This window comes from Hyalangium minutum (genome assembly GCF_000737315.1).
GTDB lineage: Bacteria > Myxococcota > Myxococcia > Myxococcales > Myxococcaceae > Hyalangium > Hyalangium minutum.
Window position 1 is genome coordinate 629,096 of record NZ_JMCB01000006.1, and the last position, 21,174, is coordinate 650,269.

Here is a 21,174-nt window from a genome sequence, read left to right on the forward strand (position 1 = left end):
TTACTGAGTGTCCTGATAAAGCCGGAATTCTCCTTTTACCAGGAAACGGCATGAACACTCCCTCGAGAGGCAATTCCCTGAAGTGGCTGCTCCTTGTGGCGCTGGCGGCGGGCTGTGGTGGCTCCGAGCCGTCGGTGGAGGTGGTGGAGCTGAAGGGAGTGGATGAGTCAGTAGGCACGAGCGAGAGCGCGCTGACGGGCTGTCTCGCCTACAACACCACGCTGCAGGTAACGGCCTCGAGCCTGAACCTGCGCAGCGGCCCGTCCACGAGCTACTCCATCGTCGCGGCGATGCCGAACGGTGCCCTCATCCCCACCCTGGACAACCCGAGCTGCGACAGCGGCGGCTGGTACCGGGTGTCCTATAGCGGCGTGACGGGCTGGGCCTCGGGCTCGTACCTGGTGGTGTACTCGGCGCCGTCGGGGACGCGCGACGCGGCCATCACCCGCGCGGCGAGCGGCACGTCGGGCGCCGTGGGCGGCGTGGGCTTCTCGTACTGGTGGGGCCACGGCGTGTGGAAGGCGGCCCAGGCGACGGGCTCGTGCACGGGCAACTGCGGCGCCTGCACGCACAGCGGCAGCTACGGCGCGGACTGCTCGGGCTTCTTGGCCAAGGTGTGGCAGGTGCCGAGCACCAACACCAACGTCTCCGTGGACTCGCACCCCTACGGCACCGTCCACTTCAACGTGGACTCCAGCCAGTGGTACACGATTGACCGGGGCGCCATGCAGAAGGCGGACGCGATGGTCTACAACCTCGACGGCGCGGGCCACACCTTCGTCTACGAGTCCGGTGACGGCTGGGGCAGCATGGTCGTCCACGAGTGCAAGGGCTGCGCATACGGCTGCGTGAAGAACTCGCGCACCGCGACCACCTCGTATCACGGCATCCGCCACTTCTAAGCCGGTGCGCTCCGGCTGCGGGCTCAGCGGCAGCGGGCTCGCAGCAGGGTGACGCCGGAGTCCGTGATGTGCCGGTAGAGGAGTCCGCCCTCGTCCAGCACCGCGAAGTCACGGAAGGTCTCCTCGGGCAGAGTGTTGAGGGGCAGATCCGTCTGTCCCAGCACCTTGCCCTCGACGGACTCCAAGCAGTAGACGCGGACACCGTAGTTGTGGGGCGGCGCGGCGGCGACCGTGGACAGCTCGCCCGTGACGCCCAGGTAGAGCGTTCCCGACAGGTCCGAGTCGAGCAGGTTGATGGACATGAGCGGGAAGCCGAAGCGGTACTCGCGCGTGTAGCGGTGCTGGCCCGTCTGGCGATCCACCGCGTTGACGAGCACGCGGCCCAGCTTCCGGTCCGTGATGTTGGCGAAGACGTACAAGCGCCCATCCCGGGTGGGGCGGCCGGGAATCTCGGGGCGCTCCAGGTCCGCGTTGCCCGAGGTGTCGCCGATGCGGACCAGCGCCCCGTGCTCGCGCTCGACGTAGACGGAGTCCCCATCCACGAAGGTGCCGGTGACGAGCCCCGGCTCGGGGATGTTCTTGCCCCCCACGGGCAGCTCGCCGCGCAGGGCGCCGGTGTCCGGGTTGATGATGGCCACGGTCTTGTCCTTGATGCGGTCGAGCACCAGCAGGGAGCCATCCTTCGCCAGGGTGATGTCCTGGGGCGTCTGCTGGGTGACGGGGAACGTGCCGAGCACCTTGCCCTCCGGGTCCATGCGGAGGAGGCGGCCGTTGACCTGGTCCAGCACCACCACGTTGCCGAGCAAGTCAGCGGTCATGGACATGGGAGCCTCGGGGCTGGCCTCCTGGGGGCGGTGGCGCCCGAGCTGCGAGGGGCCGCTGCCCCAGCCCAGCTCGGCGAACACCTCGGGCTTGGAGGGGGCACCAGGCTGAGAGGGAGAGGCCGCGGGAGCCTGGCTGCTCGGGCGGGAGCCCCCAGGGGAGGCTCCGGGTGGGGCACCCCCGGGGGAGGCCGAGGCGGTGGCACCGGGGGTGGGTGCGCTGCCAGGGGCGGCGGGTTCCGAGCCACTGCGAGAGCGCAGCAGAAAGAGCACCAGGGCGATGACGCCGAGTGCCACGAGCCCTAGCAGGATGCTCCGCGTGCGAGCTGCCATTCCCTTGCCTCCACCAGCCGAGAGCGCGCAGTAGAGCACACGAAGTCTATACTCCGCGCCCACGATGAAGACGGACAAGCTCAAGGAGCAGTTCCGGCGCACGCTGCGCAGAGACCTGTGGCTCGCGCTGGCGCCGGCCATCCTCGTGGTGGGCGTCGTGTTCGCCGTCACCTTCTTCTTCGTGAAGCCCGCGCCGCCGAAGAAGGTCGTCCTGGCCATGGCCACGGACGAGGGCGGCTTCCGGTACTTCGCGCGCAAGTACCAGGAGGCGCTCGCCAAGCATGGCATCACGCTCGAGCTGCGCCCCACGCAGGGCTCGGTCACCAGCGTGGGGTTGCTGGCGGATGAGAACTCCGGGGTAGACGTGGCGTTCGTGCAGAGCGGCACGGCGGGCGGAGAGAAGGCGGAGAACATCGTCTCGCTGGGCAGCCTCTCGTACATCCCGCTGTGGGTGTTCTACCGGGGCGAGCCCTTGGAGGACGTGCGAGGGCTGCAGGGCAAGCGCATCGCGGTGGGGGCCGAGGAGAGCGGCACGCGGGACCTCGCGGTGAAGCTGCTGGCGGCCAACGGCGTGGACAAGGCGCCGACGGAGCTGCTGCCCTTCACGCGCGAAGAGGCCGTGGAGAAGCTCAAGCAGGGGCAGATTGACGCGGTGTTCCTCGTCTCGCCCGCGGAGTCGCCGATCCTCAAGAAGCTCGCCGCGGAGCCGGGGGTGCAGCTCTTGAGCTTCGCACGCGCGGATGCGTACTCCCGCCGGTTCACGTGGCTGTCGAAGCTGGTGCTGCCCCGAGGCGTGTTCGACCTGGCGGCGGACATTCCGCGGCATGACGTGCTGCTGCTGGCGCCCACGGCGAACCTGGTGGCGAAGGACTCGTTGCACCCGGCGCTCGCGTACCTGCTGATGCGCACCGCGAGCGAGCTGCACGGCAGCGCGGGCATGCTGGACCGCAGCGGCGAGTTCCCAGCGCCGCTGGAGGCCGGCTTCCCGCTGAGCAGCGAGGCCAAGCGCTACTACACGGCCGGCGTCCCGTTCCTGCAGCGCTACCTGCCCTTCTGGGCGGCGAACCTGGTGGACCGGCTCTGGGTGATGCTGGTGCCCATTATCGCGGTGGTGGTGCCGCTGGGGCGCGCGGTGCCGGCGTTCTTCCTGTGGCGGGTCCGCTCGCGCATCCACAAGTGGTACGCGAGCCTGAAGGAAATCGAGCTCCAGCTCGAGGAGAGCCCGGGGAAGGAGATGCTCGAGGACATGCTGAAGCGGCTCGAGGAGGCCGAGCGCGCGGTGAACCGCATCCCCGTGCCGCTGGCGTACGCCGAGAACCTCTACTTCTTCCGCGAGCACATCGACGTGGTCCGCCGCCGGCTGCTGCGGCAGCTCTCGGAGGCCACGGGGGGCAAGGTGGTACAGCTGCCCGAGGCGAGCTGAGCGCACGGGCTGTCTGGGAGGGCCACTCTCCCGGCCACTCCGGACCGGGAGTGCTTGCCCCCGGGGCGAGGCTGTGCGCTATTGCTCCGCGCCCGTGGCATCTCGCAAAACCCATCGACCGCTGACCACCGTTGCTCTGGCCCTGAGCCTCTTCATGGCGGCCCTGGAGATGACGGTTGTCTCCACCGCCATGCCCACCGTCGTGAGTGACTTGGGCGGCATCGAGCACTACGCGTGGGTCTTCACCGCGTACATGCTGGCCTCGACGATTACCGTCCCCATCTTCGGGAAGCTGGCGGACCTGTATGGGCGCAAGCCCATCCTGCTGTTCGGCATCGGGTTGTTCCTGGTGGGCTCGGTGGCGAGCGGCCTGTCGCCTACGATGGAGTGGCTCATCGCCTTCCGCACGCTGCAGGGGCTGGGGGCCGGTGCCATGCAGCCCATCACGCTGACGGTGGTGGGGGACATCTACAACCTGCAGGAGCGCGCCCGGGTGCAGGGGGTGTTCAGCGGGGTGTGGGGCCTGTCCGGGCTCTTGGGGCCGCTGGCGGGAGGCTTCATCGTCCAGTGGCTGTCGTGGCACTGGATCTTCTACATCAACGTGCCGGTGGGACTGGCCACGGTGGTGCTGATCATCATCTTCTTCCACGAGGACATCCAGAAGCAGCCGCACACGCTCGATATCGCGGGCGCGGTGCTGCTGGCGGTGGGGGTGGTGGCGCTGCTGTTGGGCGCGCAGACCACCGGGAGCCGGTGGTTGCCGCTGGGGGTGGCGGCGGTGGTGCTGACGGGCTTCGTGCTCGTGGAGCGGCGGGTGAAGGAGCCGGTCATTCCTCCGAGCATCTTCGCGATCCGGTCCATCGTGATTGCCTCGGTGGCCTCGGCGCTGTTCTCGGCGGCGATGTTCGGGGCCACCACGTATGTGCCCCTCTTCGTGCAGGGGGTGCTGGGCGGCACGGCCACGGAGGCGGGCGGGATGATCACCCCCATGCTGGTGGGGTGGCCGGTGTGCTCGCTGATCGCCGGGCGGCTGCTGGTGAAGGTGGGCTTCCGGCCGCTCATCGTGGGAGGCCTGGGGCTGGCGGGGTTCGCCACGGTGGCCATGGCGCTGCTGCTCAAGCCGGGCGTGCCCCTGGTGCTGCCGGGGTTGGCGATGGGCTTGTTCGGGATGGGCCTGGGGTTCGCGGCCACAGCGCTGCTGATTGCTGTGCAGACGAGCGTGGGCTGGGAGATGCGGGGCGTGGCCACCGCGAGCAACATGTTCTTCCGCACCGTGGGCGGCGCGGTGGGCGTGGGGGCGATGGGTGGGGTGCTGGTGGCGCGGCTGACGGCGAACCCGGAGGTTCCGGTGAGCGCGGCCAATGCGCTGCTCGGGCCCGAGCATGGGCGCGGGCTGAGCGCGGAGGTACTGCAGCAGCTCAGCGGGTTTCTGACCGAGGGGCTCGCGACGAACTTCTGGATCATCGCCGCCGCGGCGGTGTTGGCCTTCGGGTTCAGCTTCTTCTTCCCTCGTGTGAAGCCGAGCGGCGCGCCCGCCCCGAGCGAAGCGGCGATGCACTGAGAACGAACCGGTCTGGCTGTCCGACAGGTTTTGGAAGGCCGCGCCGGGCAGGACTCCTGAACTCAGCGGCTGATGAAGTAGCATCGCGGTGGGGGGACGCATGACGGAACCACAAGCACCCGCGGGCTCTCAGCCGAAGAAGACGACCTCAGTCTGGCAGTCGCTCCTGGTTTTCCCAGCCCTGGGTTCTCTGGGCCTCGGCGTCGTGCTGCCCTTGTGGCTCCTGGCCGTCACCCTGTCCACGTTCGCGTCCCTGGCCTGGCTCGAGAACTCCATCAGGCGGCTCTCCGCCCAGAGCCAGGAGGTGATGGCCATGGCCGGCCTCGTGTCCGCGGTGCTCGTGCTCGGAGGGCTCGGGGCCGCGACGTGGGGGCGCGTCCAGGAGACCTTCCACCCGCCGGGCTCCCCCGAGGCACGCGGCGGCTCCAAGGGATGGCTGCTGCGCCACCCCTGGTGGACGCTGGGCCTCGGGCTGTTCGTCGCGCACGTGCTGCTGTGGAGGAACCCCAGCCAACATCCCCTGGCGGCGGCCTCCGTCCTGCTGTCGGAGAGCTCCTGGTTCTTCCTCACCACCACGTGGCTGGCATGGCGGCTCGCGTGGGGCAGCCTCCGGCTCGGCTGGCGGCTGTCCCGGGCCAGTCCCTTCCTGGCAGGCCTCGTGGTGGCCGCAGGCCTCTTCACCGCGGTGGGATGGACCGTCTTCCTCAACGTCGCCGAGGGGCTGTCCCGGGCTTTGCCCGAGCTGGTTGATGCCCTGAACTTTCCGCGCCGGGGGGGTGGCTGGAGTCCTTCGAGCCTGGGGGGCAGCTTCTCCTCAAGCCTGCCGGAGCCCGTGGCACCCGCCCTCTTCGAGCGGGAACAGCATGGCACGCTCCTGCTCACTCCCACCCGCCTCGGCAACCTGGGAGAGGAGAACGTCAGCTTCTCTGAAGCCATCGAACGGGCGGCGGCCTCCGGAGTCGAGCGCGACTTCTCGAACTGTGTCCAGGGCCTGGGCTCCCAGCTCCGCAAGGAAGCCACGTCGATCGCGGGCAGGTACGTGAACTCCTTCGAGGCCCAGGACGTGGTGCAAGACGTCCTCCTGCGCGTCTGCCTGCGTGGCCGCGCTCCGGCCTCCGCCCCTGGCTACTTCATCCGTTCCGTGCAGAACCGGGCCCTCGAATGGCGGCGGCGCTCCGCGTACCACTGCTCCTTCACGGAGGCCCCGGAGCAGCACTGCGACGTGCAAACGGACGAGGAGTACCTTCAGCAGGAGCAATACCGGGCCCTCACCAAGGCCATGTGCTCCCTCTCTGAGGACGATAAAAAGGTGCTGCGCCTGCGCTACTACGAGGGTGAGGAGTACGCCGACATCGCCCAGCAACTGGGCATGAGCCAGGACAGCGCGCGGCAGCGGGTGTCGCGGGCCGTCAAACGGCTCCGGGACGCCTTCCAGACCACCTGCCTCTGAAAAATCCGGGGAAATTACTCCCGCATTTCCCTTGTGATTCCAGGGACTTGAGGACGACTGTCACAAGAATTCGGCTCCGAAGTGGAGAGGGGACAACCCGGTCCGCCGCTGCGTGGACCTCCACCCTGGAGCACCTCATGAACCTGGAGCCTGGTGACGCCCCTCTCCCACTCTCGCCCACCTCCGAAGCGAGCTCGGACAGGCCTGTCGAGGGAGGGCCGCTGCCCCCCTCGGTGAACTACCACCTGTGGCAGCCGTGCAACATGCGCTGCCGCTTCTGCTTCGCCACCTTCGAAGACGTGCGCGGCCAACTGCCCGCGGGGCACCTGCCGCGTGAGCAGTCCGTGCAACTGGTGCGGCTCCTGGCGCGGAGCTTCCAGAAGATCACCTTCGCGGGAGGCGAGCCGCTGCTGTGCCCCTGGCTCCCCGAGCTGGTGCGGGCGGCGCATGAGGAGGGCGCCGTCACCATGCTCGTCACCAATGGGAGCCGGCTGCGCCCCGAGCAGCTGGAGCAGCTCGCGGGCCACCTGGACTGGGCGGCGCTGAGCGTGGACAGCACCTCGGAGGAGACGCACCTGAAGCTGGGGCGGGCGGTGTTGGGCCGCAAGGCGCTGTCGCTGGCGGATTACGAGGCGGTGGCGGCGCGGCTCCGGGCGGCGGGAGTCCGGGTGAAGTTGAACACCGTCGTCACCTCGCTCAACGCGGGGGAGGACCTGACGCCGCTGGTGCGCCGGCTGAAGCCCGAGCGCTGGAAGGTGCTGAGGGTGCTCCCGGTGGAGGGGCAGAACGACGGGAAGGTGGAGCCGCTGCTGTGCACGGACGCGGACTTCCTGTCCTTCGTGGCGCGCCACCAGCACCTGGAGGCGGAGGGGGTGGCCATCGCGGCCGAGGACAACGAGGACATGCGCGGCAGCTACGCCATGGTGGATCCGGCGGGCCGCTTCTTCGAGAACACCCGAGGCTTCCACCACTACAGCGATCCGCTCCTCGCGGCGGGGCTGCGGGCGGCCTGGGCGCAGGTGCGCTTCTCGATGGAGCGCTTCGAGAACCGCGGGGGCCGCTACGACTTCGGAGGTGGGCGATGAGTCCGGTGCCTGGCTTCATCTGTCTGGCGGGAGCCTCGGGAGCAGGCAAGGACACCCTGGGGGCAATGCTGGCCGAGGCCCACGGCTACCAGCGGGTGGCGCTGGCGGATCCGCTCAAGGTGGCGATGATGGGGCTCTTCGGCCTGGGCCCCGAGCAGCTCTGGGGAGAGGCGCGCAACGTGCCGGATGCCCGGCTGGGACGGGCGCCTCGGGAGCTGTACCAGCGCTTCGGGCAGGCATGCGTGGAGCTGGATCCAGAGGTCTGGCTGCGGCCGTTCCGCGCGCGGGTGGCGTCACTGCGGCGGGAGGGGCTGCGGGTCGTCTGCACGGACCTCCGGACGCCGCGAGAGTTCGAGGCGGCGCGGGAGATGGGAGCGGCCCTCTGGCTCATCACCCGTCCTGGGGCTGGTGCTCCGGGGGCCTTGGGGCAGCACGCCACGGAGCGAGGTGTGGCGGCCTTCGAGGCGTCGCGATTCGATCGGGCCCTGAGCAACACGGGCACACTCGAACAGCTTCGTGAGGAACTCTCGCGAGCGATGGAGGCTCCCAGAGCCGTGGCGCAGCCGTAAGGGGGAGAGCGGCGAGCGCTTCTGGTTCGAAGCGCTCGCCGGGGTTCTCAATTGCACTTCTTGTCGATGTCGTTGTTCACCAGGAAGGGCTCGCCCGCGGAGACCTGCAGGTTCCACGTGCTGGGGTAGCACCAGCCGAAAACCGTCCCATCCGCGGAGCCCACAGCCCAAGTGTCCGGGATGTCATTCAGGTCTTTGTCCAGATTGCCGGCAGCAAAGGCCAGGTAGTCCCAGTTCTCATTCGTGCCGAAGATCCCCGGAAACCCTCCCATGCCATTCGACATGGCGTCCCCGCCCCAGGACCAGGCGGCAATCGGAGCCGGCTGGAAGAGGGGCGGGAGCGTGGGGTGGTCGTACGTGTCCACGCCAATGCAGGTATCGGTGTCGTTCGCGACGGCATACTCGCCGCTGCGGTCCTCAAAGGAGGTGCAGGGATCCGAGAGGTGGTAGCTGTAGTAGTTGCCACGCTCCAGCTCGAAGCCTGGGACATGGATGGACGTGGGCATGAGGGTCTGAGCGCTCAGGCCCGCATGGAGCTGCTTGAGGTGGGTGATCGCTTCGGACCGCTTCGCGTGCTTCTGGGCCTCGAAGAACCTCGGCAGGCCAATGGCTCCGAGGACGGCGGCCATGGACATGGCGAGGAGCACTTCGATGTAGGTGAAGCCGTGGCGGCGGACAGGCAGTGTCATTCGTCTCTCCAGGGTTGGGGATGGTGGCCGCCGCCTAGAGCAGGCGCCGGGCCAAGCACCGGCAGCCCTGCAAGCCCGCGAAATCAGGTGGATGGCAGCCTGTTGCCGCGCAGCCACTGACAATCCACGGACATCGCAGTGCCCATGTTTGTCCCTGTGACGGATGAGCCACTCGCGTCACTCCGAGCGCGTGCTCCAGGTGATACTTTTCCTGGCATGCCCCGCTGGTTCAACACCGCTGGCCCGTGCCGCCCGGAACACCACTACATGCTCCCGGCAACGAGGCGCCTGCCCGAGGTGCGCCGCCTCATCGAGCAGGAGGGCTACTTCGTCGTCCACGCTCCTCGGCAGGTGGGGAAGACCACCGCCTTGCTCTCGTTGGCGCAGGAGCTCACCTCCGAGGGCCGGTATGCCGCCGTGCTCGTCTCCATGGAAGTGGGCGCGGCCTTTCCAGGGGACATTGGAGCAGCCGAAGCGGCCATTCTCGATGATTGGAGAGAGACGGCGGCGCAACTCCCGCCCGAGCTGCGCCTGCCCCCCTTCTCCGAGGCACCTCCTGGACGTCGTGTCGGCGCGGCTCTCGCCGCTTGGTCGCGTGCGTCTCCACGGCCCCTGGTCGTCTTCTTGGATGAGATCGACTCGCTCCGCGATGAAGTGCTCGTCTCCGTGCTGCGTCAGCTCCGCAGTGGGCACAGCAACCGGCCCCAGAACTTCCCTGCATCCCTCGCGCTGATCGGGCTGAGGGATGTGCGCGACTACAAGGTGACCTCCGACGACCGGGAGTCCCTCGGCACAGCCAGTCCCTTCAACATCAAGGTGCGCTCGCTCACCCTGCGCGACTTCACCGCGGAGGAAGTGTCGGAGCTGTACCAGCAACACACCTCGGAGACCGGCCAGCGTTTCGAAGCGGACGCGCTCACACGGGCCTTCGAACTCACCCAGGGCCAGCCCTGGCTCGTCAATGCGCTGGCCAAAGTGGCCGTCGAGGAGCTCGTCACCGATACCACCCAGCCCATCCGCCGTGCGGACATCGAGCGCGCCAAGGTGCTGCTGATCGAGCGCCAGGAAACGCATCTGGACAGCCTGGCCGAGCGCCTGCGCGAGCCGCGCATCCGCGCCATCCTGGAGCCCATGCTCGCAGGCACGATCCCCGGAGCCCTGCCTCCAGACGATGTGCGCTTCGCGGTGGACTTGGGACTCATCCGCATGAACGAAGCGGGCGCCTTCGAGGTCGCCAATCCCATCTACCGCGAGGTGGTGGTGCGCGAGCTGTCGTTCCCCTCGCGAGCGGCCTTACCTCCCCTGCAGCCCACATGGCTGCGGCCGGACGGGCGGCTGGATCCGAAGGGCCTGTGCGATGCGTTCATCGCCTTCTGGCGCCAACACGGCGAGCCGCTGCTGGCTACGGCGCCCTACCATGAGGTGGCACCGCACTTGGTGCTCATGGCCTTCCTCCACCGCGTCGTGAACGGCGGCGGATCCATCGAACGCGAGTATGCGATTGGACGCGGGCGCATGGACCTGTGCGTGCGCTACAAGCAGGACACCCTGGCCCTGGAGATCAAGGTCTGGCGAGACAAGGAAGCGGATCCTCTCGCCGAGGGCCTCTCACAGCTCGACAGGTACCTCGCAGGCTTGAACCTGGACTCGGGCTGGTTGGTGATCTTCGACCGGCGCAGCGGGGTCGGGGCTCTGGCCGAACGTACGAGGTCGGAACAGGCCACGACTCCGTCAGGGCGCGCGGTCACCATCATCCGGGCCTAAGAAAAGCGCTGGCCCTCACGCAGCAGTGGTGTCTTTCATGGACGGGCAGAACCTCAGCGCCTCCTATCAATGATTACCCAAATCTTCTTCTCTCCTGCCCTCGCAGGTAAACGCGGCTTGCATGGGGGAACCCTCCAGCGACTCGGAAAAGTCGTCGTCCTCGCGGGTCCTAACGGCTCGGGAAAGTCCAGGTATCTCCAACTTGTTCACGATATCTGTAGGCTCCCATTCTTAAGCCCTGGTAACCCCAACAATTACCAGCTTCACCAGCTCGCTCGTGAGGCGTTCCTCCGCAGTACATTCTCTCCAGAAATCGGCGATAATCCTCCATTTGCCGAGGCTAACGGCCTCGTTCGCCTGGGCACCACCGGCCTACCACCCGTTTTGGTCGAACTCTCGTATCCCGCGCAGCATTCTCAGGTCCCCGATGCGCGAATGATGGGCCCTCTACAACTTGAGGATGCCGCTCAGACCACGGTCAGTTTGGGCTTTGAGAATGCGTTCCAGGGGATGCACGCCTACTGCACCCTGATCGCGCAGGCGATGTGCCACTCCGAGAACCCCCGGATGACACAACTCGACACTGCCGCCCTCCAGCACGACTCCATGTTGTTCAACAGCATCCTTCGGGCACTTCTGGACAAGGAACTCGGCTTCGCCTTTGAGAAAACCGAGATCCGGCCAACTTTACGAAACCGGCCGCTCGTAGTGAGCGAACTCTCAACGGGAGAGCAAATCCTACTCACGTGGGCAATCAGCCTTCATCGGCAGCGAGAAGCCCTCTCCAAAGCAATCGTCCTGATCGATGAGCCCGAAAGTCATCTCCATCACGACGCATGCATCCGAGCCCTCACCAAGTTGCGAGATGAAGTATTGGGTCCTGAGGGCCAGATATGGCTGGCGACCCACTCTGTGCCTCTACTGGCCTGGGGCGGACTGGATTCGGTCAACTTCGTCAGGGACGGCAATATCGAGTTCGCAGGGAATAAGGTCACCTCGGTTGTCGAATCGCTGCTGGGCGGTAAGGACGGCCGAGACCGGCTCAAGACCTTCATCGCTGACGCCGAGGAGATCGCCTTCATGGAGTTCGCCGCACAATGCGTGCTGCCTGCAGGCGTGGCGGATCCGAAGACGGGTGACAAGCAGGAGACGCAGTTCATTGAGGTGATCCGCCAGCGGATCATGTCCCAGCAACTCATCCGGATCCTAGATTTCTCCGCTGGCAAGGGCCGCTTCGGGAGTGCTCTTCGCGAACACCTAGCCACCTACGCAGACGCGTCCGTCAAGCCACGGATCGAATACCACGCCTACAACGTCCCTGACATCAGGGACTCCACTGTAGAGGAAGCTTGCAAGGAGAGAATCGCGGCGTTGGAGCAGCCAGGATCCGTCGACGACTACTACTGGGGGAACCTGCCGCAGTTGCAAGCCAGGCACGGACCAACCTTCGACTTGGTCATCCTCTGCAACGTCCTTCACGAGATCAAACCGGAAGAGTGGCTGGCTGTCTTCCGGGACATCCATGAAGTGTTGGCGCCTGATGGTGTCCTCTTGGTGATGGAGGATCTGATCCTGCCTGTGGGCGAACTCCCGAATGAACGCGGCTACCTGCTCCTAGATGATTTCGGTCTCGGTCGGCTCTTCGGGGATCCTAAGGGGATCAAGCTCCTTCAAAAGCGGGACGATCGCCTGCTGGCTGTGGAGATCCCCAAGTCTCTGGTGTCGCGTGTCACCCCTGAGACCCGCGCGAGTGCGCTGCGCCACATACGGGACCACGCGAGGGTGGAGGTAAACCGAATCCGGAGCAAGGCGACGGCTGCGCCCTCGCATCGCCTGGGTCGCGAGCATGCGCACTACTCGATGCTCTTCACCAACGCGAGCCTTGCGCTGGAGGCCTTTAACATGACCTCTCGCGTCGCCGATTGAGGACGATGTCTTCCCTCTAGCGGCCAGTCCTTGTGCTAAACCGGTGGGCCCACGCTGGAGGGTTCTAGAGCGTCATGGCCAACCTCGCGATCGGCAACATCGAGAAAGTACGCGCCCTTGCGGCCAACGGCCGCGTACTCCTGGCCGGAGGCGCTCGCGCTGCCTCCGCCAGCAAGCTCACTGCCTACGACTTCAACGCCAACAAGGTCCTCTGGTCCGTGGACCTCCCCTCCGCTGCCTCCGCCCTCGCCATTGCCGGTGAGCGCTGGATCGCTGCAGGCTCGGACGGCACCGTGCGCATCGGCGCCCTAGGTGACGGCAAGGTGGAGCGCGAGCTGGCCCACGCGCACCCCGGTGGCTGCACCGCTGTCGCCCTCAGCCCGGACTCACAGCGCCTCTATACGGTGGGCGTCGATGGGTACCTCCGAGGCTGGGCCCTCGACTCGGGCAAGAAGCTCCACGAGTGGCAGGCCTCGCCTCAGCCCCTCCGCGCCGTCGCCGTCGACCCGAGCCACACCTTCGCCGCCTGCGCCGGCGATGACGCCGTGGTCCGCTCCTTCACCCTCGCCACCGGCGCCCGCCGCGACATGGCCGGCCATGAGGGCCCCGTCCGCGCCCTCGCCTTCACCCCTCGCGATGGGCGCCTCGCCTCCACGGGCGATGATGGCCGCATCCGCATCTGGTACCTCGTCGGCGCCGTCGAGTTCGAGGTGCGCGGTGAGAAGGACTCCGGTCACGCCGGGCCCGTGCTCGCTCTCTTCTTCACCCCCACGCCCACCGCTGAGCCCGGCCAGGAGCCCGGCGACCGGTTCTGGACCGCGGGTGCCGATGGCAAGGTGAAGGTCTGGCGCCTCGATGAGCGCCGCAAGCCTCGTACCCTCGACTGCGGCAGCAAGCCGCTCCACGCGCTCGCCTTCTCGCCGCCGCCCAACTCGCGGCAGGCCAAGACGATGCTCGGCCACGTCTTCACCGGTGGCGACGAGCGCCGCGTGTACCGATTCACCGTGGAGCCGGACGGCAAGCCCTCCGACGAGCAGCTCGACTACGCCCACGGCTTCGACGCCTTCACCGAGTCCCTCAGCGGCGGCCGCCCCAAGCGCGAGGCCGCCGTCCGCGAGGCCGTCGCCCTCGAAGAGCCCGAGGCGCTCGACTTCGTCCTCAAGGTCCTCTCTACCGACCGCGAGGCCGAGGTCCGCAAGCTCGCCGCCTCCGAGCTCGCCTCCAAGGGCCGCACCGCCGCCCGCCCCAAGCTGCGCGAGCGCCTGGATGACGACCACGCCGCCGTCCGCGCCGCAGCCCTCGAAGCCCTGGCCGCGCTGGAGGAGACTCCGCTCGCCGCCCCGCGCGCCGCGCTCGACTCGCGCTTCGCGGACATCCGCATCGCGGGCCTCCGGCGCCTGGCGAAGCTCGCGGGCACGTCCCCGCTGGTGCCCGGCCTCATCGCCGGCAAGCTCACGGACTCCGATACCAACGTGGGCCTGGCCGCGCTCGATGCCCTCACCGAGGCGTCCCCCGCTGGCAGCACCGAGCCGCTGAAGACCGCCTTCGAGCGGGGCCCTGCGCACATCAAGGCGGAGGTGCTCATCCGCGCCGCCAGCGCGGGGCAGCTCGGTGCCGCACAGCTCCAGCCGCTGGTCGCCCGGGCCCTGGATGACTCGGACTCCGACGTGCGCCGCGTGGCCTTCACCGTGCGCGTGCTGGAGCACCGGCCGCTGGCCCAGGTGCTGGAGAAGAAGGACGAGGACTTCCGCCTCGCCCTGCGCGATGTGGCCCGCCGCACGGTGCTCTCGGCCAAGCGCTTGGCCCCCGAGGGACAGGCCGGGAAGTTCTCCACCGAGGGCGAAGTCACCGCTGCCCTCGACAAGCTCCTGGAGAAGCTCATCGGCAAGGGCCAGCCGGGCGAAGCGCTCTCCGAGGCTGATCAGGAGCCGCTGCTCGCCGCCATGGCCTGCCGCACCCCCGACACCGCCGTCCGAGGCGCCCGTGGGTTGGCGCAGCTCGGAGATGCCCGCGCCCTGGGCGCCCTGCTCCAGCTGTCTCGCGAGCCGGACGCCTCCATCCGCCGTCAGGCGGCCACCTCGCTCCAGGCCCTGCAGGACGCTCAGGCCCGTGAGCGGCTCGTGTGGATGCTGGATGACGCGGACGCGGACGTTCGTGTCTCGGCGCTCGAGGCCGTCACCGCGCTCGATGCGGAGACGCCGCTCTCCAGCGCCGAGGCCGCGCTGCGCTCCGGCTTCGAGGACGTGCGCGTCCGGGGACTCGACCGGCTCGTGAAGCTGGGCGCGCAGGGCAAGCGCCCGGAAGGCGCGGAGCCGCTGCTCGGCAATGCGCTCGAGGACGAGTCCTCCAAGGTCCGCGGCGAGGCCTTCCGCACCCTCTGGGCCTGGAACGAGAAGGAGCCGCAGAAGGCCCTGGACCGGGCCCTGTCCGGCCGCTTCCCGGACCTGCGCCTGCGCGCCGTGGAAGAGCTGGCCACGCGCTCCAAGGAAGACTGGGCGATCGAGCGGCTGAAGAAGACCGTGCAGGACCGCGACGCCAACGTGGCCACCGCCGCGTACGAGGCGTGGGTGAAGCTCGCTGGCAAGGAGAAGCCCGAGCCCCACCTCGCCACGCTGGAGACGGCCCACGCCTCGCTGCGCACGCTCGGGGCGAAGAACGCCGTCCACGCTCCGGCCGAGGCGATGCGCTCGCCGCTGCTCAAGCTCATCCAGGACGAGGAGCCCTCCGTCCACCTCCAGGCACTGGAGTCACTCGACAAGCTCGTGCCCCACGAGAACGGGCCGCTGCTCGCGGGCCTGCTCTCCGCCACCCTGCCCCTGAAGGTGCGCGCCGCGGAGCTGCTCGCCGCGCGCGGTGCCGAGGACATCATCGAGCCGATGCGCGTCCTCATCACCGACAAGGAGCTCGAGCGTCGCTACCCGCCCGCGTTCCTTAACCCGCTGCGCGCCCGCGCCGCGAGCGCCCTGGCCACGCTGGGCTCGCGCCGGCTGCTCTCCTTCTATGCCACCACGCTCCTCAAGCACGAGCTGGGCGAGGTGCGCGAGCAGGGCGGCCGAGGCCTCGCCACCGCCAGCCGCCGGGGCGATGAGGGCTTCCTGCTGGATGCGCTCGGCCACGCGGACGTGGCGGTGCGCTCCTGGGCCGCGGACGGTCTCTCGCGTCTGGGTGACGCGCGCGCCCTGCCCGTGCTCACCGGCACGCTGCGGCATGACCACCTGCCCATCCGCCTGGGCGCCATCCTCTCCTTCGCGGCGCTCGGCGCCGAGGGCGAGGGCGGCATGCTCCACGGCCTCGAGGACCGTGCCCGCGAAGTGCAGGAGATGGTGTTCGCCATCATCCTCGCGAGGGACCTCCGTGCCTCCCGCCGGGGTGAGCCGCCGGATCTGCTCACCAGCGCCCTCTCCAGCGCCCGCCCCGAGGTCCGCTACGCCGCCGCCCGCGCTCTGGAGCTGCGCGCCGACCCCGAGGCCTACCAGGCCCACCTCGTGGAGGGCCTGCTGCCGCCCAAGCCGGAGAAGGCCGGCGACATGAAGGAGTGGCCCGCCGAGGAGGATCGCGCCCGCCGCATGGTGGGGCTCGCCGAGGCGCTCGCCAGCGACGTCCCCGAGCAGCGCTACGCCGCTGCCCAGGTGCTGAACCTCCGCCACAAGCCGCTCGACTACTTCCGCGAGGCCCAGAAGGTGGCGCGCCCGCGCTCGCTGGAGCAGCCGTGGAAGCCTGAAACTTCACCCAAGCCCCGGCCCGAGGCGGAGAAGCCTGCCAAGAGCTGGCTGCGGCGCCTCTTCTCTTCTGGCAAGGAGGCCACGCCCTCCTCCGAGGCCCTGGTCTCCGCCGAGCGCCAGCACCTGCGCCGGCTGGCCTTCGGTGCCTACGTCGGTCTGCTGCGGCAGGTCTCCGCTGGAGACGACGAGGGCCACCGCGTGCGCCGCGATGCCGTGGACCGCGTGGTGAAGCTCACCCAGGAGGGCTTCGCCGGACAGCCCGCCGCCGTGGCCGCGCTCCTGCGCGCGCTGGAGGACCCGCACCAGCTCGTGCGCAAGGCGGCGCTCGCGGGACTCAAAGAGCTGTACCCCGCGGGCTCGGATGAGCCGCTGTCGCTGGCCCTGGCCTCGCTGTCCCAGGACGTGGCCCGCGCCGCCCTGGACGAGCTGGCCTCCCGAGGCGATGCCGCCCGGCCTCGCATCACCGCCGCGCTCAACTCGCCGCTGCCGGACGTGCGCAAGTACGCCTTCGAGCTGCTGGAGAAGCTCAGCCCCGCGGGCAGCCTGGAGCCGCTGCTGGCCGCGCTCTCCAGTGAGCACGCGGATCTCCGCATCGGCGTCATCGAGCGTCTCTCCGGTGCCAACGACTCGCGCGTCACCGAGGCGCTCGGCCGCGCCATGGCCAGCGAGCACGAAGACCTGCGGATGCGCGCCTCGGAGCTGCTCGCGTGGCGCAAGGATGACCGGGCCGTGGAGGTGCTGACGGCCTTCCTGCGCTCGGAGAACGCGGCCTACGCCAAGCGCGCCATGGAGGCCCTGGCCCGCCTCGCGACGCCCGCCGCCGTGAGCGCGCTCGCGGGCCGGCTGCGCACCTCGACGAGCCTGGACGAGCGCAACAACCTCGTGAACGCCCTGGGCCGCACCCTGCGCCCGGAGGCCGTGGAGGTGCTGTCACGGCAGGTGCTCGAGGACGAGGCCCCGAGCGTGCGCCTCGCCTGCATCACCGCCGCCATGGCGGTGGCGGACCGGAACGTGAAGCCGCTGCCCGATGGCACCCCCGACATGAAGCTGCGGGACGCCGAGCTGGCGGTCCGCTTCCTGCGCTCGGCCGCGCGCTCTAATGATGTGGCGGTGCGGCTGGCCGTGCCCCTCGAGCTGGAGCACGGCGCCGACGCGGGCCAGGACGCGCTGCTGCTGAGCCTCTTCACGGACCGCGACGTGACGGTGCGCCGCGAGGCCGTGGCCCGCTACTCCCAGCGCGTGGTGAACCAGGGCGCGAAGGTGGCACCCATCGAGGAGGTGCTCCGCGCCGGGGCTCGCGAGCTGATGCTGCCCGCCGCCGAGGCCGCGGCCTTCAAGCGGCTTCCGAGCGCGCTGCGCCCCCTGCTGCTGTACGTGCGGGCCGGTGAGGAGGGAGAGCGCGAGCGGGCCCTCCTGGCGCTGGGCTCGCTCGGAGACGTGCGCGCCCTGGCCGAGCTGGAGGCCGTGGCCGCCGGTGGAACGCTGGAGGCTCCCGCCGAGCCGAGCATGGTGGTCGCCGCCATCGAGGCCCTGGGCCGGCTCGCCTCGAAGCTCCCCGAGGGCGAGGAGCGCAGACGCATCGAAGAGAAGGTGGAGAGCGAGGCGGTCGAATCGGACTCCTTCGAGCAGCAGCAGGCCGGTGTGCGAGGCCTGCGCTACATCGGTGGCGAGCGCGCCCGGGTGAAGATGGAGGCGCTGCTCACCGACGACTCCACAACGGACACCGTCCGCGTCACCGCCGCGACAGAGCTGGGCAAGCTGGGCGACCTGGCGGCCGAGTCCGCGCTGGCCTCGGTGCTCGACTCGCACGACTACGCGCTGCGCAGGGAGTCGCGCAAGGCGCTCGACATCCTCTTCCCGAAGGACCGGGTGCGAGTCGAGTTCCTCGCCGTGGCGAGCCGCTTCTCGGACATCTCCGAGCCTGCCGCCACGTACCTCGCCGAGGAGGCGGATCCCGCGCTGCTCGTCCCCAAGCTGGCGACGCTGAAGGACGAGACGCTGCGGCGGAGGATCCGCCGGGGTCTGGCGCGTCGAGGCGCCCTGCCTATCACGGAGCTGGCCGCGCTGCTTGCCCACGAGCTGCCGCAGGCGCGCGAGGAGGCCGCCCTCGTCATCGGCACGTGGACGGGCGAGCCTCGGGCACCGCTGCCGGCCTCGGACCTGGCCACGCTCTCCGGAGCGCTGGCGAAGGCCGAGCGGCGCACCTCCTCCGAGTGGACCTCGGCGCCCGGCCCCAAGCGGCCCCCGCTGGCCCGCGCGTGGGAGCGGCTGCTGTGGGCCAGCGCGCGGTTTGGCGTCGTGGAAGTGACCACGGGGGCGCGAGCCATCCTCCAGGGTGGCGCTACCGGGGCTCCCGCGGAGGTTCGCCAGGAGGCAGCCCGCGCGCTGAGCACGCTCGGAACGGCGGAGGCAGGCGCGAAGCCTGTCCTCTCCGCTCCCAAGGAGCTCACCGCCGCAACCGAGGCGCTCCGGGCCGCGCTCGCGGATCCGGATGCCCGGGTGCGCGAGGCCGCCGCGGCCTCGCTGGCCCGGCTCGCACCGGACCGCGCCGCGTGGGCGCTGGAGGTGAAGCCCTTCGACCCCGTGGCCGTGGGGCCCATGGGCGTGGGGCTGAAGGACTCGAAGTCGCTCACCTCCTCCGAGGGCCGCCGGGTGGCCCTGCCCACGGTGATTGCCGCGCACCAGCTCGATCCGCTGCGTCCGCTGGCCACCGGTGGCAGCGCTGAGGTGAAGCCGGAAGCCTGGGCCGCGCTGGGGCGCCTGGGTGGAGATGAGGCCGCGGAGCTGCTGCGCGGCCAGGCCTTCGACAAGGGCCAATCGGTGGAGCTGCGCAAGGCGGCCTACCGCGCCCACAAACGTGCACGCCGGGCCGCTGAGCGCGCCCGCAAGGGAGGAAATCCGTCGTGACGACCGCCACCCGACACCCCGTCGAGCTGCGCTACGCCACCGCGAGCGACGTGGAAGCACGCACGGAGAACTCGCGCGTGCTGCTGGCCTTGGAGGGCTCTCGCGGCACCGTGGGCCTCCGCGGCCGGGTGCGTGAGCCCGCCCTCTTCCGCGACGCGCTGGCTGCCACGCTCGGAGTGCTCGCCAGTGACTTGCGCTACCGCGGCCGGGACCGCACCGCGTACCTCGCCTACCTCATGAAGCAGGGCAAGCGCGCCACCGCGCAGATCTGGGAGGCGCAGAAGGCGTTCCTGGACGCCTCGCTCCAGAGCGAGGAGCAGAAGGACACCGTGCTGGATCCCGTCCTCACGGTGGATCCGGATCAGGTGTCCCTGGAGGTGTTCTCCCGCGACGAGAGCGCCTACGCCCGGCTGGCCTTCGACAACACCCTCTTCGACGGGCGCGAGGCGGCGCACGGCTCCACCTTCCTGGACGTGCCGCCCGAGCTGGTCAACAAGGTGGACCGGCTGCGCACCTACGTGCCGCTCTCGCTGGAGGCCCACGTGGCGCTGCCCGCCCGAGAGGCCCGAGCCCCGCGCAACGTGGAGGTGCCGCACGCCTGGCTGCGCGGCTTCCTCCAGGTGCAGTCCGCCGCCACGCTCCCGGCGAACACGTGCACGCTGGCGCCCATCGATCTCTACAACCTGCTGTTCGCGCTGCGCACCCGGAAGGCGAAGAAGGCCCCGCGCGCGCTGCGCTTCGAGCTGGTCCCCGGCGCGCCGCCGCGCATGGTGCTGGAGCCGTGGGAGCTGGTGCTGGAGTGCCACGCCTCCGTGTACACGGGCACGGCGCCGGCGGTGGTGCGCACCTTCGGCCGTCAGCGGCTCGCGGCCCTGGCGCGCCTGCTGCCCCACGCCCAGAGCGTCCGGGTGCAGCTGCTCGGCCCGGGCCTGCCGGTGTTCTGGGTGATGGACATGGGCCCGGCCACGCTGACGCTGGCGCTCACGGGCTGGACGGAGAGCGGCTGGTCCAGCGCTGCGGCCTTCGACGTGCTGATGCCGCGCGCGGTGCCAGAGGGACTCTCGGAGAAGCTGCGCCAGCGGCTGCGCTCGGAGGGCCCGCTCTCCTTCGAGACACTGGTCGCGGGCGCGGGAGCCCCGAAGGACGCGGTGCGCGCGGCACTGCAGCTCGAGTGCCTGCGCGGACGCATCCTCTATGACATCGCACGAGGCGCGTACCGCCCGCGCGAGCTGATGCCCACGCCGGTGGACGAGGCCGTCATCCGCTTCGGCAGCGAGCGCGAGGCCCGGGCGCACCGGCTGCTGGGCGACGGCGGTCCGGGCGCGGGCGAGGTGAAGGTGACGAAGGTGCACGAGGTGGTGGGCGAGGGCACTCGCATCCACGGCGAAGTCGTGGACCGCGAGGCCGTGCGCAGCTTCTTCCCTGTCTTCACCTTGGACCTGGAGGGCCGCGTGAAGGAGGCCAGCTGCGGCTGCCCGCACTTCCGCCGCTCCGGCCTGCGCGAGGGCCCCTGCGAGCACATGATCGCCCTGCGGCTGGCATACGCCCGGCAGCGTGCGGCCGAGGAAGCCCTGCGCCAGACGCCCGAGGGCCGCAAGCACATCCGCGCGGAGACGCGCTCGTACGTGCGCCGCGAGGCCAGCGGACAAGAGCAGGTGTACCGCGTCTCCCTGGACGGCAAGCTGGTGGCCGTGGAGTGGGGCCCTCGCCTGGGCGACGCCCGCCACCAGAAGCTCTGGTTCGACACGGACGCCGAGGCCCGCACCGCCTACTTCGCGCGCCTGGAAGAACTGGCCTCCGAGGGCTTTATCGATGCCGCCTCGGCGATGGTGTGATCTACAATCAGCCCGGCCGCCTCACGGGTGGCCACCACGAAAGGAGTGACGCCACCCAGACTCTTCAGCGCGAGCAACCGAGAGAGGTCCCAAAGCCATCAGCCTCAGCGCCTCGAGCGCGGGAGCGGCGCTGCGCCGCTCTGGATGCAATGCTGGACACTCTCCGCAAGGTAGCCTGTTCTTGGCT

The 21,174-nt window shown here is 69.5% G+C and carries 12 protein-coding genes; 10 read left to right on the forward strand and 2 right to left on the reverse strand.

What is annotated here, in order from left to right:
* The first annotated feature begins 50 nt into the window (after positions 1-50).
* Positions 51-902 carry an SH3 domain-containing protein gene (locus DB31_RS44880; RefSeq protein ID WP_052420059.1) on the forward strand — a complete coding sequence of 284 codons (852 nt, stop codon included), beginning with the start codon at positions 51-53 and terminating at the stop codon, positions 900-902.
* A 23-nt stretch (positions 903-925) separates the two neighbouring features.
* On the opposite strand, the gene DB31_RS18080 is transcribed toward DB31_RS44880, so the two are convergent.
* Entirely contained in the window at positions 926-2,056 is a 1,131-nt protein-coding gene (locus tag DB31_RS18080; protein WP_157232038.1) for an NHL repeat-containing protein, read from the reverse strand.
* A gap of 64 nt (positions 2,057-2,120) precedes the next feature.
* Between DB31_RS18080 and DB31_RS18085 the strand changes: the two genes are divergently transcribed.
* The 5 genes from DB31_RS18085 (at position 2,121) to DB31_RS44885 (ending at position 8,144) form a co-directional block, all read left to right on the forward strand.
* The gene (locus DB31_RS18085; protein WP_044189190.1) at positions 2,121-3,479 is read left to right on the forward strand and encodes a TAXI family TRAP transporter solute-binding subunit; all 1,359 of its coding nucleotides are present in this window, start codon (positions 2,121-2,123) and stop codon (positions 3,477-3,479) included.
* Positions 3,480-3,573: 94 nt separating this feature from the next.
* Positions 3,574-5,040 carry an MDR family MFS transporter gene (locus DB31_RS18090; RefSeq protein ID WP_276203630.1) on the forward strand — a complete coding sequence of 489 codons (1,467 nt, stop codon included), beginning with the start codon at positions 3,574-3,576 and terminating at the stop codon, positions 5,038-5,040.
* A 100-nt stretch (positions 5,041-5,140) separates the two neighbouring features.
* The gene (locus DB31_RS18095) at positions 5,141-6,490 is read left to right on the forward strand and encodes an RNA polymerase sigma factor (protein WP_044189196.1); all 1,350 of its coding nucleotides are present in this window, start codon (positions 5,141-5,143) and stop codon (positions 6,488-6,490) included.
* Between the two features lie 137 nt (positions 6,491-6,627).
* Positions 6,628-7,575, forward strand: coding sequence for a viperin family antiviral radical SAM protein (locus DB31_RS18100; protein ID WP_083968412.1), 948 nt, complete (start codon positions 6,628-6,630; stop codon positions 7,573-7,575).
* Complete coding sequence (locus DB31_RS44885; RefSeq protein ID WP_052420061.1) at positions 7,572-8,144, forward strand: deoxynucleotide monophosphate kinase family protein; 573 nt, start codon at positions 7,572-7,574, stop codon at positions 8,142-8,144. Before DB31_RS18100 ends, DB31_RS44885 begins: the two co-directional genes overlap by 4 nt.
* A gap of 47 nt (positions 8,145-8,191) precedes the next feature.
* On the opposite strand, the gene DB31_RS18110 is transcribed toward DB31_RS44885, so the two are convergent.
* A complete protein-coding gene (locus tag DB31_RS18110) occupies positions 8,192-8,833 on the reverse strand; it encodes a prepilin-type N-terminal cleavage/methylation domain-containing protein (protein ID WP_044189199.1) in 642 nt (213 codons plus the stop codon).
* Positions 8,834-9,049: 216 nt separating this feature from the next.
* On the opposite strand from DB31_RS18110, the gene DB31_RS18115 reads away from it, so the two are divergent.
* The 4 genes from DB31_RS18115 to DB31_RS18130 all read left to right on the forward strand — a co-directional run bounded on the left by DB31_RS18115 (position 9,050) and on the right by DB31_RS18130 (position 20,987).
* Entirely contained in the window at positions 9,050-10,597 is a 1,548-nt protein-coding gene (locus DB31_RS18115) for an AAA-like domain-containing protein (protein WP_044189201.1), read from the forward strand.
* A gap of 510 nt (positions 10,598-11,107) precedes the next feature.
* Positions 11,108-12,523 carry a class I SAM-dependent methyltransferase gene (locus DB31_RS18120; protein ID WP_169787064.1) on the forward strand — a complete coding sequence of 472 codons (1,416 nt, stop codon included), beginning with the start codon at positions 11,108-11,110 and terminating at the stop codon, positions 12,521-12,523.
* Between the two features lie 74 nt (positions 12,524-12,597).
* Positions 12,598-19,152, forward strand: coding sequence for a HEAT repeat domain-containing protein (locus DB31_RS18125; protein WP_044189206.1), 6,555 nt, complete (start codon positions 12,598-12,600; stop codon positions 19,150-19,152).
* A complete protein-coding gene (locus tag DB31_RS18130) occupies positions 19,149-20,987 on the forward strand; it encodes an SWIM zinc finger family protein (protein ID WP_044189208.1) in 1,839 nt (612 codons plus the stop codon). Before DB31_RS18125 ends, DB31_RS18130 begins: the two co-directional genes overlap by 4 nt.
* Positions 20,988-21,174 lie beyond the last annotated feature (187 nt).